Here is a 13,016-nt window from a genome sequence, read left to right as displayed (position 1 = left end):
CCCATGCAATACATCCGTTTGGGCAACTCCGGCCTGCAAGTCTCCCGCCTGTGCCTGGGCACCATGAACATGGGCACCCCGGACTGGAAACCGTGGATTTTCGACGAAAAGCAAAGTGAGCCCATCGTCGCCCACGCGCTGGACAACGGCGTCAATTTCATCGACCTGGCCGACTTCTACTCGGCAGGCGTCGGTGAAGAAGTGGTGGGGCGTATCCTCAAGCGTGTCGCACGGCGCGAAGACATTGTGGTCACCACCAAAGTCGGTTACGGCACCCGCAGCGGCATTAATGCCAGCGGCCATTCGCGCAAGCACATCATGGACAGCATCGACGCCTCGCTGAGCCGCCTGGGCATGGATTACGTTGATGTGTTCATGCTGCATTATTTCGACCTGAACACCCCGGTCGAAGAGACCATGGCGGCGATGAACGACATCGTGCGCTCCGGCAAGGCGCGCTACATCGGCGTGTCGACCATGCTCACCGGCCAGTTGGCCAAGATCCTCATGGCGTGCGAGCGCAATGGCTGGGTCAAGCCGATCAATATGCAGCTGCAACTGAACTGCGCGTACCGTGAAGAAGAGCGCGAGATGATCCCGTTCTGCCGCGACCAAGGCCTGGGTGTCTCGGTGTTCAGCCCGCTGGCGCGCGGGTTGCTCACCGGCGAAGTGCAGTCGACTCGCAACCAGACCGACTTTTTCACCCAGCAGATGTAGAGCGACCAGGCCTCGTTCGATATCGCCCATTCGGTGCAGCGCGTGGCGCGTGCCCGTGGCGTGTCGAATGCGCAGATCGCCCAGGCCTGGGTTGCCAACCACCCTGGCGTCGACGTGATGCTGGTGGGGGCCGACACCACCGCCCAATTTGACAGTGCACTGGCGGCCCTCGACACCCAACTGGATGCCGAAGAACTGCACGAGCTGGAGCGTAATTACACGCCGTGCGATGTGATCAACGACTACACCGCCGGCCGGCGCATCCTGCGCGAGGCCCGCCCGGGCCTGGACCGTTTCAACCTGATTGAGGCCGTGGCATGAACCCGCTGATTCGTACTGGCAATTACATCGATGGCCGCTGGTCCAGCGGCGGCCCGACTTACCCGGTGCTCAACCCGGCCAACGGCGCGTTGATCGTTGACGTGCAGCGCGCCGCGGGCGAAGCCACCCACCTGGCCATCGACGCCGCCAACCGCGCCTTGCCGGCCTGGCGCAAGCTCACGGCGAAGGAGCGCAGCCAGCGCCTCAAGCGTTGGAGCGAGCTGATGCTGAGCCACCAGAAGGACCTGGCGCAACTGCTCAGCCTGGAGCAGGGCAAACCCCTGGCCGAAGCCATGGGCGAAGTGGTTTACGCCGCGAGCTTCCTGGAGTGGTTCGGCGAAGAGGCCAAACGCGCGTATGGCGACGTGATTCCCAGCCACAAGGCCGACGCCCGCATTATCGTCGTCAAGGAAGCCATCGGCGTGGTGGCGGCGATCACGCCGTGGAACTTCCCTCTGGCGATGGTCACCCGCAAGGTCGGCCCGGCGCTGGCGGCGGGTTGCACGATGGTTCTCAAACCTTCGGAAGAAACCCCGCTGTCTGCCTTCGCCCTGGCGGTGCTGGCCGAGCAGGCGGGTATTCCGGCCGGTGTGTTCAACATCGTTTCTGGCGATGCGGTGGCCATCGGTGGTGCGCTGCAAGCCTCCAGTGTGGTGCGCAAGCTGTCGTTCACCGGCTCCACCCGCACCGGCAAACTGTTGATGCGCCAGGCGGCCGACACGCTGAAAAAGGTCTCCCTGGAACTCGGCGGCAATGCACCCTTTATCGTGTTCGACGACGCCGACCTGGACGCCGCCGTCAAGGGCGCAATGGCGTCCAAGTTCCGCAACACCGGGCAAACCTGCGTGTGCGTCAACCGCTTCTTTATCCAGGATGGCGTGTATGACGCGTTCACCCGCAAACTGGCTGAGGCGGTCAGCGCGATGCGCGTCGGCAGCGCTTTGGACGGCGACACCGAACAAGGCCCACTGATCAATGCGGCGGCGCTGGCCAAAGTTGAATCCCACGTAAGCGATGCCGTGGAGAAGGGCGCCAAACTGCTGTGCGGTGGCCGTCGTCATGCACTGGGCGGGACGTTCTTCGAACCGACCATCCTCACCGAAGCCCATGACGACATGCTGATTGCCCAGGAAGAAACCTTCGGCCCGGTGGCGGCATGCTTTCGTTTCCAAGATGAAGCCGAAGTACTGCAGCGCGCCAATGACACGCCGTTCGGTTTGTCCGCGTACTTCTACAGCCGCGATATCGGCCGCGTGTGGCGCATGGCCGAAGGCCTGGAAGCGGGCATGGTCGGCATCAACGAAGGGATTATCTCCACCGAGGTCGCGCCGTTTGGCGGCATCAAGGAATCGGGCCTGGGCCGTGAAGGCTCCAAGTACGGGCTGGATGACTACCTGGAGATCAAGTACTTGTTGATGGGCGGCCTTTAAACACACACACACCGATCCAGTGTGGGAGCTGGCTTGCCTGCGATGAGGGCATGCCAGCTGGCACATTCGGCGACTGACCTACCGCTATCGCAGGCAAGCCAGCTCCCACAAAAAAGCTCACACACCACAATCGGCTTGCCCGCTGTTACTCCGTCAAGAACAACAATATGGAGAACACCATGACTGCTCAATCCGTCAAAATCGACGACCTGCCGATCGGCCGCTTTCATCTGAAGATCGCCGGTCTGACCTTTGGTGCGCACTTCACCGACGGCTATATCCTCGGCTTGATCGGTATCGCTTTCACCCTGCTCAGCCCGCAGATGCAACTCGGCGCCTTCTGGCAAGGCTTGATTGGTGCTTCGGCGCTGATCGGTTTGTTCCTGGGCAGCCTGTTTTTCGGTTGGATCTCCGACACCCTCGGTCGGCAGAAGATCTTTCTCGTCAGCTTTGTGCTGATTACGGTGGCGTCGGTCATGCAGTTCTATGCTGAAACCGCCATGGGGCTGTTGCTATGCCGAGTGCTGATCGGCATTGGCTTGGGCGGCGACTTCAGCGTCGGTCATGCCATGCTGGCCGAGTTTTCGCCGAAGAAACATCGGGGTGTGCTGCTCGGCTCCTTCAGCGTGGTCTGGACCGTCGGCTACGTGGCCGCAACCTTTGTCGGCACCGCGATGCTCAGCCTCGGTGACGACGCCTGGCGCTGGATGCTCGCATCGTCGGCGATCCCGGCCGGGCTGATTCTGCTCGCGCGCATCGGCACCCCGGAATCACCGCGCTGGCTGGTCAACCGGGGGCGCATCGCCGAAGCCCGTGCCATCGTCAAAAAGCACCTGGGCGCGCATGTGGTGCTGGATGAGGAACCGTCGACGCAAACCCGTTCCGGCTATGGCGTGTTGTTCAGCCGCGAATACCGCAAGCGCACGGCGTTCAACTGCCTGTTCTTCGTATGCATCGTGATGCCGTATTTCGCGATCTACACCTTCTTGCCCTCGATCCTGCAGAAGATGGGCCTGGCCGAAGGTTTTGGCACAGAATTGATGCTCAACGTGCTGCTGATCGTCGGCGCCTTGATCGGCATCTGGTGCACGGTGAAGTTCTCGCGCCGTGGGTTTCTGATCAATTCGTTCATCATCCTTGCTGCGGCGCTGTTCCTGTTGGCGGTGCTGCCGGGGAGCATGGCGTGGCTGATGGTGTTGACCTTCGGTGTGTTTACTTTGGTGTTGTCGGCGGTCAGCAACCTGGTCGGGGTATTCCCGGCAGAAAGCTTCCCCACCGAAGTGCGTGCCAGCGGCATTGGCCTGGCCACGGCGGTGAGTCGCCTGGGCTCGGCGATCAGTACATTCCTGCTGCCGGTGAGTGTGGCTGGGATTGGTTTGAGCCCGACCATGGGCATTCTGGCGGCGATACTGGTAGTGGGCGCGATTATCTCCTGGGCCTGGGCCCCGGAAACCAAGGCGCTGACCTTGAGCCAGGCGTGCAAGGCCCAGGCGCCACCGGTGTCAGGGATTGCTGACCTGGCCCAGCCACTGCGTAAACAAACGAACCTTGGATAAACCCTGTTTGTCACTCGCCACATCCAGCCAATAGCCATAAGGGCCGATCACTTCCACGGGCGTGATCGGCAGCAGGCTGCCATTGGCCAACTCGCGCTCGATCATCTGCCGGTCGATCACGGCTAAGCCACCGCCTGCCAGGGCGGTATGGATCACCTGGTCCAGGGTGCTGAATTCCAGACCCTGGCCCGCATCGATGTCGTTCCGGCCCATGGCCGCCAGCCAGTTTTCCCAGACCTTCAAGCGCTTGCCGTCATGCAGGATATGCAGCAATGGAAAACGCCGCAGGTCGGGCGGTTGGCCGTTGCTGAACAGCTCCGGGCTGGCGACGGCGATGTGCCGTTCCATCACCAGCAATTGGCTGCTGCAATGCGCCGCCGGTTCCAGGCCGAAACGAATCCTGCAGTCGATTTCCGTCAGGCTGTCGTGGCTGTTCTGGTGGGTGACGCTGAGGTTGATATCCGGGTAACGCTCGCAGAAGCGTCGCAGGTGCGCGGACAACCAGCGAGTGGCCCAGGTCGGCGGCGCGACGATGCGCAGGCGCTGGCGCAGGTTGGGCACACGCACGGCTTGCAGGGCGCGCTCGATATGGTCGAAGGCGTCGCTCAGGTGTGGGGAAAGCGCAAAGCCGGCTTCGGTCAGGGACAGGCCCTGGGGCGTGCGGATGAACAAGGCGATGCCGAGGTAGTCTTCCAGTTGTTTGATCTGGCGGCTGACGGCGCCCTGGGTCACGTTAAGGCCCACGGCGGCCTGGCTGAAGCTGCGGTGGCGGGCGACTTCTTCGAAGATACGCAGCATGTTGAGGGCGGGCAGTTGGCGCATGAAAGGGATTCCACACCGGTTGTTTTTATAGTGTTGGTACTGACGCTATCGCAGGCAAGCCAGCTCCCACATTTTGACCACGGCGCCGATCAAATGTGGGAGCTGGCTTGCCCGCGATGGCGTCAGTGGCCTATTAGAAGTAGTAACCGATGTTCATGTACAGCTGATTCTCCCACTGGTTACTCCCGCCCGCACCCAAACTTTCGGTATAGCTGCTGCCCCCGATATACGGGTCGTTTTTACCGATCAACCACTCCGTTGCCACCCACAACTTGCTCACCGAAAACGACGTGCCGAGGATCAGCCGTTGCGAGGTCTTGAATTGGTCCTCGGATTTATCAAACGCACTGTAGTTGGCATACAGCTTCACGCCGCTGACTTGGTCAAACAGGTATTTTCCGCCCACGTCGTAACTCAAATCCGCCACATACAAATTGCCCCGGCTGGCCACGTTGAACGTGCCGTCATAGCCACCCAGCGTCACCACGCTGTCGGTGCCGGGGTTACGTGGCGACATTTGTTGGCGCGCCGCCTGCAATTGCACGCCCCACGGGCCGTTTTTGCCCAGGTAATGGATCGCCACGGCGTTGCGCCGACCGTCGTTGTTGGTGTCTTTGTTCTCAAGCGTTGAGGTCAAGCCGGACAGCCCGACTTCCGACTTCCAGTTGCCCAGGTCCATGGCTTTGGCCACCCGCACCACCACGGTGTTGCGTTCCTGGTTGTTGCTGCCGTCGCCCACGTAACTGTCGGCTTCGGAAATCACGCTGGAGTAGGTCACGCCCTTGCTGGTGCCTTTGCCTTGCCACGCCGGGCGCAGGTAGTAGCCGGCCTGGATGTTCCAGTCGCCGCTTTGCTGGACGTACTTGGCGCCGACCTGCTGCACGTCTTCCAGGCCGATCACGTTGCCCAGGGTTTCATAGAAGGTGCTGCCAAAATACGGCTGCAAGCCGAACGGCACGGTGTTGAGGCCCACCTGCACTTGCTGGTCGGGGTTGAACTTGTAGCCCACCCACGCAAACTTGGCGAACTGGATATCGCCGTAGTTCTTGGTGTACTGGTACGGGTACGAACGCCCGTAAAAGCGGTACTGGGCCTCACCGATCCAGGTGTCGGAGTTGTACTTGGCGCTGAGGAACGCGGTGTCGAGGCCGAACTTCTGGATGCCGCGATCCGGGTCATAGTCCCAGCGCGCCCGCACGGCGCCGCCGAGGTCGAGGTTGTCGGTGACCTGGTAGGCCATGGCCGGCGCCGCCAGGGCGCCGAGCACTGGGACCAGGGCGATGTAACGTAGGGTTGGTCGCATGGTTTCGCTCTCATTATTGGTTATTTTTTGGCAACAGCAGCCCGTTGCCGCAGCGAACGCTGCGACGCGGGGAAAATTTTGCAACTCAGTGCGCGGCGGGGCGGATCAGCCTCAGTGGCGGCCCGGCAGCCGGTAATTGCGTGGCGCCCGGCGCGGCCGCGAGCAGCGCCTGGGTGTAGCTGTTTTGTGGGCGCAGCAGCACCTGTTCAGCGGTGCCGTACTCGACGACTTCGCCCTGGCGCATCACCGCGATGTGGTCGCTGATCTGCGCCGCCACGCGCAGGTCGTGGGTGATAAACAGGATGCTCAGGTTCAGTTGCTGTTGCAGCTCGGCGAGCAGTTCGAGTACCTGTTTTTGCACCGACACATCCAACGCCGAGACGCTCTCATCGGCGATCAACACTTCCGGGCGCATGGCCAGGGCGCGGGCGATGCCGATGCGTTGGCGCTGGCCACCGGAAAACTGCCGGGGCTTGCGCTTGAGGGCGTCGCGCTTGAGGCCGACCTGTTCGAGCAAGTCACCGGCCTCGGCCCAGGCGTCCTTTGCCGACAGCCCGCGCAATTGCGCGGCGCGGGCGATGATGTCGCCGACGCGATGGCGTGGGTTGAGCGAACCGTACGGGTCCTGGAAAATCATCTGGATGCGCCGCCGATTGGCCGCCAGGGCTGAGCCGCGCAAGGCGAGGAAGTCAGTATCGCCGACCCACACATGTCCGCTGTCACTCTCCACCAGACGGATTGCAGCCTTGACCAAGGTACTTTTGCCCGAGCCGGACTCGCCGACAATCGCCAGCGTCTTGCCGCGTGGCAGGTTCAGCGACACGTTGCGCAGCGCCGCGACGGCGCTGCCACCGACGTTGTAGGTTTTGGTCAGGTGTTCGATGCGCAACGCCAACTCACCGTCGGCACTCGGCGTGTGCAGTTCCGGGTGCAGGGCCGGCACTGCGGCGATGAGTTTGCGCGTGTAGGCGTGGGCCGGGGCGTTCAGCACTTGGTCGCGGTCGCCAATCTCCACCAGGCGACCACCTTCCATCACCGCAATGCGGTCGGCAATCTGTGCCACCACACCGAAGTCATGGGTGATAAACACAATGCCGTGCTGGCCACGCCCGCGCAGGTCGCGCACCAGCTTCAGCACTTGGGCCTGGGTGGTTACGTCCAGCGCCGTGGTGGGTTCGTCGGCGATCAACAAGTCCGGGTTCATCGCCAGGGCCATGGCGATCACCACGCGCTGGCACTGGCCGCCGGAAAGTTGATGGGGAAAGCTGTTGGCGATGCGCGGCGGGTCTGGCAGTTGGGTGGATTCGAGCAGCGCGAGCATGCGTTCGCGGCGCTCGCGTTGGGGCATGTGCGCGGCGTGGATGTCGAAGATTTCTTCGACTTGTTTGCCGATCCGAATCGCCGGGTTCAGTGCCGCCATGGGCTCCTGGAAAATCATGGCGATGCGGTTACCGCGCAATTGCCGCAAGCGTGCTTCATCCAGCGTGCAAATATCGTCACCGAGAAAGTCAATCACCCCACCGGCATGCCGCAGGCCTTTGGCGTAGTCGCCCATGATCGCCGCCGACAGCACGGATTTGCCCGAGCCGGACTCGCCGATCACGCAGAGGATTTCACCCTTGCGCACCTCCAGGCTGATGCCGTGCACGGCATGGCTGCGGTCGGCGCCGGCGGGCAGTTCAACCGACAGGTTTTTTACCCGCAATACGGTTTCAGCGTTCATGTTCAATTCCTCGCGCCGTGCTGGGCGTTTTCATCCAGGCCGTCCGCCAGCAGGCTCAGGCCCAGCATCAGGGTGGAGATGGCAATGCAGGGGAAGATCACCAGGTGTGGGAAGGCAATGGCCATGGCGCGGCCATCGTTGATCATGCCGCCCCAGTCCGGCGTCGGTGGCGGCAGGCCGAGGCCGAGAAAACCCAGGGCGCCGATCATGATCGCGGTGTAGCCGATGCGCAGGCAGAAATCCACGATCAAGGGGCCGCCGCAGTTGGGCAAAATTTCTACCAGCATGATGCGAAGTGAGCCTTCACCTTGGGTGATCGCACTGAGTACGTAGTCGCGCGAGCGGATGTCGATCGTCAGCGCACGCATGATGCGAAAGATCGCCGGGGCACTGGTGAAGGTCACCGCAATCAGGATATTCAGCGCCGAAGCACCCAGGGCGATGATGATCACGATGTACAACACCAGCACCGGGAACGACAGCACGGTGTCGGCCACATACGACAGCACGGCATCCACCCAACCGTTGAAGTAACCGGCGCACAAGCCCATGGCGATGCCCACCGCGAACGCGGTGAGTGTGGCCAGAATCGACCAGAACAGCACGGTGCGCGTGCCCCAGATCAGCCGCGAGAGAATGTCGCGACCGATCATGTCGGTGCCCAGCAGGAAGCTCTGGCCGTTGTCGCCGGTAGTCATCGGCGTCAGCAAGGGCGTGAAGCTTTCCAGCGGATCATGCGGCGCCAGCCAGGGTGCAAACAGCGCGATCAACACCCAGCCGCCGACCAGCAACAGGCCGAGCAACGCCAGGGGATGTTTGAAGGCGTGCAGACGGTTCATTGGGCACCTCCGCCGAGACTGCGCAGGGTGATGCGCGGGTTGAGCCAGGTGTAGGCCAGGTCCGAAAAGATCTTGGTGATGCCCACCACCACGGCACTGACCATCGCGCAGGCTTCGATCAGGTACACGTCATGGTTCAGTGAGGCGGTGTACAGCAGCGAGCCGAAGCCCTTGTAGGCGAAGAACACCTCGACCACGATCACGTTGGACAGCAGCCACGGGATGTACAGCATGATCACTGTGATCGGGGCGATCAGCACATTGCGCAGGGCATGCCGTACGACGATGCGCGCAGTGGAAGCGCCTTTGAGCCGCGCCGTGCGGATGTACGGTGACTGCATCACTTCGACCATCGACGCCCGCGTAATCCGCGCCAGGTAGCCGATGCCGAACAGGCACAGCACCATCAACGGCAGCACCAGCTCCACCGCGCTGAAGCCGTCGCTCATGCTGCTGACGCCGGGCAGCCAGTTGAGCCAGAACACGAAGATCGCCGAGACGAATACCGCGCTGGCAAAGTCGGGAATCGAAGTGGTGACAATCGACACGAACGACACCAGGCGGTCGAGCAGCGAGCCTTGACGGATACCGGCCAGAATGCCCAGGGTCAACGCCACCGGCACCATCACCAGTAAGGCCAGGCCGGCCAGGGTCAGGGTTTGCGCCAGGTTGGGCAGCAACAGCTTGATCACCGACTCGCGAAAGTACACCGAGGTGCCCCAGTCGCCGCTGACAAAGTCCTTGAGCCACAGCAGGTAACGCCAAACAAAAGGTTGGTTATAGCCGTGCTCCACCAGCCACGCCGCACGCTGGTCGGCGGCGGAGTAGGGGCCGAGGACGTTGATCGCCACGTCCTCGATATTCAGTTCCAGGGCCAGGAACACGATCAGTGACACCGACAGCAGGGTCGCCACCAGCGCCAGTAATTTGCGCAATAGAAAATGAGCCATGGGTGCATGCTCCGACTGTTCAAGGGAGGCCTGCCCGCAGTCGGGCAGGAAGGGCGCGCCTTAACTCAGGCGCTCAGCCACACATTGCCCATGGGGTAGAAGTCGGAAGGGTGCACCTGGAAGCCCTGGACCTTTTTGCTCACGGCGGTGAACTTGTCACCCCAGAACGGCTGCACGATGACGCAGGCGTCTTGCAGGATCTGCTCGACGTTTTGCATCGCGATAGCGCGTTGTTTGGGGTCGATGATGCCCATGGCCTTGTCCAGCGCGGCGTCAAAAGCCGGGTCGCTGTAGTGGCTTTCGTTCCAGGCGCCACCGCCGCGGTAGGCCAGCTCCAGGGACATCACGCCCAGCGGGCGATGGGCCCAGTAAGTGAGGCTGAACGCGGCCTTGTCCCAGATCGGCCAGTATTGGGCGGCGGGCACCACTTTGAGGTTGATGCGAATCCCGGCTTCCAGGCAGTTTTGCTGCAGGATTTGCGCGCAGTCCTGCTCATAGCGGCCCTGGGTGTTGCCGACGATCAAATCAATGTCGATGCCATCAGCAAAGCCGGCTTCGGCCAGTAGCTTCTTCGCCGCCGCTACATCGCGGTTGCGCTTGGGTAGTGGGAAGTACTCGGGATGGGAGGGCGCCACATGGTGGTCTTCGCCCAGGGTGCCCATGCCGCGATAGGCGATCTTGAGCATCTGCGCGTTATCGGCGCACAGCACCACGGCTTTGCGGATGCGCAGGTCGGTGAACGGCTTCTGATCGCAGGCCATGCGCATCACCACGGTTTGCGCGGATTTGCAGGTGAGCAACTGCGCGCCGGGCAGGCGTTTGGCCAAGTCGAGTTCGGCCACGGTGACGCGGTACAACACGTCGACTTGGCCGGCCTGCAGGGCGGCGAGGTGGGTGGACACGTCGGTGCCCATGTCGATGTAACGCAGCTCGTCGAGGTTGGCAGGCTTGCCCCAGTAATCGGCGCGCTTGGCGAACGTCGCCTGTTTGTTCACGGCGAACGAAACCAGCTTGAACGGCCCTGTGGCCAACGGGTTTTTCGCCCAGTCGTCACCGGCCTTGAAGCTGCGGTGGACGATGGCGCAGGTGAACGCGTTGAGCATTTCCGGGATCGCCAGCATCGGCCGTTTGAGCAGCAGGCGGAACTGGTAGTCGCTGACTTTCTCGAAGGCTTTGATGTCCTGGAATGCGGTGCGGTTAACCGACTTGGAGTCCGCCGCGATCCATCGTTCAATGTTGTGTTGCACGTCCTCGACAGTGAAGTGGTCGCCATTGCTCCACTTCACATCCTGGCGCAGGTTGAAGGTCCAGGTGGTGAGGTCGTCGGACGGGCTCCAGCTTTCAGCGAGGTACGGGTGGGTGATGTTGTCGGCGTCGACCCAGGTCAGGTATTCCAGCGAGTTGCGCAACAGGTTCGAGGCTTCGATCCAGGTGATCAGCATCGGGTCCTGGATTTCCTGGATCGCACAGGCAAAGCGCAGGCTGCCACCCTGGCGGGCGGGTGTGGCGTCGGCGGCCTGGGCGTCGTTGCCGAGCAGGGCCGAGCCGATAAAGCTGCTGGCGCTGGCCACGGTAATCCCCAGCAGGGCAGCGGTGCGCAGGAACTGGCGGCGGTTGATCTCGCCGCTTTGTGCTTGGGCACACAGGTCATTGATGGCTGGATGCGCCTCGGCGCCGTCCAGGGTAGTCAACTCTTTCATAAGCCTCTCCGGTACTTGCGAATATGCGTTTTTGTTGAACCGCAAGGGTCAGTGGCAGGCGCAGTAAAGGCGCAGCACGGACCGCTGTGAAGCCGGCAGAAGAACAAGGCGCAACGAAGTGAGGAGGCGGGCAATGGGACAGGACATAGGGCAGCTCTCATGTTGTTTTTATTAGAGATGCCCGCAGTTTTGTCATTTGCGCAAAGATCGACAAACGACAAATTCTGCGCAGTAACCTTCTATAAATGCATGTTACATGCTGCCCCGCGTCGACCGATCGTTCCCACGCTCTGCGTGGGAATGCTGGCCAGACGCTCTGCGTCGCCTCTGCGCAACGGTGACGCAGAGCGTCACGGGATACGTTCCCACGCAGAGCGTGGGAACGATCATTACCGCAGCAGGCGCGGGTCGAACGGGTAGTCGGAGAGCAACTCGATGCCGTGTTCGTGGATGTAGATCTGTTCTTCGAGCTTTACGCCTTCGCCGCCGTCGTCGTGGCCGATGTAGCTTTCCACGCAGATGGTCATGCCGGCCTCGAACACACCGTCGTAGCCCAGCGCGTCGATGTCTTCGCGGTGCACCACGTAAGGGTATTCACCGGTCATGCCAACCCCGTGCACCAGGGCGAAGTAGCGGTTGTTTTTGTAATGCTCGGGAATCTTCCAGGCCATCTCGGCGTATTCCTTGAAGCTGCGTCCGGCCTTGAGCATTTCCACGTTGGTTTGCACTTGCTCGTAGGCGAGTTTGTACAGCTCTTGCTGCTTGGCGGTGGCGGCCTGATCGCCACAGAGAAAGGTGCGTGAGAAGTCGGCGTAATAGCCGAAACGCCCGACCACATCGGTGTCCAGTGCCACCAGGTCGCCGGCCTCGATCGGCCGCGTGCTGCACTCCTGAAACCACGGGTTGGTGCGCGGCCCGGAAGACAGCAGGCGCGTCTCAACATAGTCGCCATCGGTGGCGATCACATGCTGGTGCAGGTGCGACCACAGCTGGTTCTCGGTGATGCCCGGCACCAGCTTGCTTTCCATCAAGCGCACCCCGGCCTCGGTGGCCCGCAGACTGGCGCGGATCATCTTGAGCTCGTTGGGCACTTTGATGCAGCGCGCCCGTTCCAGCGGTTCCTGGGCGTCAAACACCTGGTAACCGAGCTTTTGCAATTCGAAGGCCGCCGCCGAGGTGGCGCTCTCGATGGCGATACGTTTGCCGCCACCGCACTGGCGCACCAGCTCATCAATCTCGGCTGCCCAGTCGGCGGTGACGTTGCCCAGAAAGCTTTCACAGAAGTAGTAGGAGATGGCTTTGGCCGGGCGCACTTCGTCCACGGTGTTCAGGCTTTCAGCCAGGTGCAGGCAGCCGCCGAACTCGAAGATCACCACCGGGCCTTCCGCGGGGATAAACGCATAACGCGCCGGGTTGCGCGCCGAGTACACCTGCATGTTGCGCGAGCCAGTGGCGTAGCGCATGTGGGTCGGATCGAACAGCACACAGGCGGCGTAGTCACGTTTTTTCAGTTCATTGCGCACCCGTTGCAGGCGGTCCAGCTGGATTTGCTGGATCTCGTCATCGGTGGGTTCGCAGTCAGCGGGGTTGCGGTTGGGGCCGGACAGACTCATGGGTGTTCCTCGCAGGGCACATACGGGTTTGGTTTTTTTTGA

9 protein-coding genes and 1 pseudogene are annotated in these 13,016 nt (G+C 61.9%); 3 read left to right on the top strand and 7 right to left on the bottom strand.

The annotated features are described in order from the left end of the window. The first annotated feature begins 3 nt into the window (after positions 1-3). From PspR76_RS16765 to PspR76_RS16755, 3 genes and pseudogenes are all read left to right on the top strand, one after another. Positions 4-1,038 (top strand): annotated as a pseudogene (locus PspR76_RS16765) (aldo/keto reductase). Further along, on the top strand, positions 1,035-2,468 hold the full coding sequence (locus tag PspR76_RS16760; protein WP_159956995.1) for an NAD-dependent succinate-semialdehyde dehydrogenase: 1,434 nt from the start codon (positions 1,035-1,037) through the stop codon (positions 2,466-2,468). The pseudogene PspR76_RS16765 and the gene PspR76_RS16760 overlap by 4 nt, the downstream one beginning before the upstream one ends. 179 nt (positions 2,469-2,647) lie before the next feature. Then, complete coding sequence (locus PspR76_RS16755; RefSeq protein WP_159956993.1) at positions 2,648-4,024, top strand: MFS transporter; 1,377 nt, start codon at positions 2,648-2,650, stop codon at positions 4,022-4,024. Here PspR76_RS16755 and PspR76_RS16750 read toward each other — a convergent pair. From PspR76_RS16750 to PspR76_RS16720, 7 genes are all read right to left on the bottom strand, one after another. Next, positions 3,971-4,846, bottom strand: a complete 876-nt coding sequence (locus PspR76_RS16750) for a LysR substrate-binding domain-containing protein (RefSeq protein ID WP_159956991.1) — start codon at positions 4,844-4,846, stop codon at positions 3,971-3,973. The genes PspR76_RS16755 and PspR76_RS16750 overlap by 54 nt on opposite strands. Before the next feature lie 133 nt (positions 4,847-4,979). Then, entirely contained in the window at positions 4,980-6,149 is a 1,170-nt protein-coding gene (locus PspR76_RS16745; protein WP_159956989.1) for a hypothetical protein, read from the bottom strand. Between the two features lie 85 nt (positions 6,150-6,234). Further along, positions 6,235-7,872, bottom strand: a complete 1,638-nt coding sequence (locus tag PspR76_RS16740; protein ID WP_159956987.1) for a dipeptide ABC transporter ATP-binding protein — start codon at positions 7,870-7,872, stop codon at positions 6,235-6,237. Between the two features lie 2 nt (positions 7,873-7,874). Further along, positions 7,875-8,711, bottom strand: a complete 837-nt coding sequence (locus tag PspR76_RS16735) for an ABC transporter permease (RefSeq protein WP_159956985.1) — start codon at positions 8,709-8,711, stop codon at positions 7,875-7,877. Next, positions 8,708-9,661: an ABC transporter permease gene (locus tag PspR76_RS16730; protein ID WP_159956983.1), complete on the bottom strand. Its 954-nt coding sequence runs from the start codon at positions 9,659-9,661 to the stop codon at positions 8,708-8,710. The genes PspR76_RS16735 and PspR76_RS16730 overlap by 4 nt, the downstream gene beginning before the upstream one ends. Before the next feature lie 65 nt (positions 9,662-9,726). Then, positions 9,727-11,361, bottom strand: coding sequence for an ABC transporter substrate-binding protein (locus PspR76_RS16725; RefSeq protein ID WP_159956981.1), 1,635 nt, complete (start codon positions 11,359-11,361; stop codon positions 9,727-9,729). 389 nt (positions 11,362-11,750) lie between these two features. Then, positions 11,751-12,974 (bottom strand): M24 family metallopeptidase, encoded by a 1,224-nt coding sequence (locus tag PspR76_RS16720; RefSeq protein WP_159956979.1) that lies wholly within the window; start codon positions 12,972-12,974, stop codon positions 11,751-11,753. Positions 12,975-13,016 lie beyond the last annotated feature (42 nt).

It is taken from the genome of Pseudomonas sp. R76 (assembly GCF_009834565.1).
Classification (GTDB): domain Bacteria; phylum Pseudomonadota; class Gammaproteobacteria; order Pseudomonadales; family Pseudomonadaceae; genus Aquipseudomonas.
This window is presented reverse-complemented; position numbering and strand designations above follow the sequence as displayed.

Coding starts and splice junctions, on each gene's coding strand:
- PspR76_RS16725 (WP_159956981.1), bottom strand. CDS start 11,361: ATGAAAGAGTTGACTACCCTGGACGGCGCCGAGGCGCATCCAGCCATC.
- PspR76_RS16755 (WP_159956993.1), top strand. CDS start 2,648: ATGACTGCTCAATCCGTCAAAATCGACGACCTGCCGATCGGCCGCTTT.
- PspR76_RS16750 (WP_159956991.1), bottom strand. CDS start 4,846: ATGCGCCAACTGCCCGCCCTCAACATGCTGCGTATCTTCGAAGAAGTC.
- PspR76_RS16730 (WP_159956983.1), bottom strand. CDS start 9,661: ATGGCTCATTTTCTATTGCGCAAATTACTGGCGCTGGTGGCGACCCTG.
- PspR76_RS16760 (WP_159956995.1), top strand. CDS start 1,035: ATGAACCCGCTGATTCGTACTGGCAATTACATCGATGGCCGCTGGTCC.
- PspR76_RS16740 (WP_159956987.1), bottom strand. CDS start 7,872: ATGAACGCTGAAACCGTATTGCGGGTAAAAAACCTGTCGGTTGAACTG.
- PspR76_RS16720 (WP_159956979.1), bottom strand. CDS start 12,974: ATGAGTCTGTCCGGCCCCAACCGCAACCCCGCTGACTGCGAACCCACC.
- PspR76_RS16745 (WP_159956989.1), bottom strand. CDS start 6,149: ATGCGACCAACCCTACGTTACATCGCCCTGGTCCCAGTGCTCGGCGCC.
- PspR76_RS16735 (WP_159956985.1), bottom strand. CDS start 8,711: ATGAACCGTCTGCACGCCTTCAAACATCCCCTGGCGTTGCTCGGCCTG.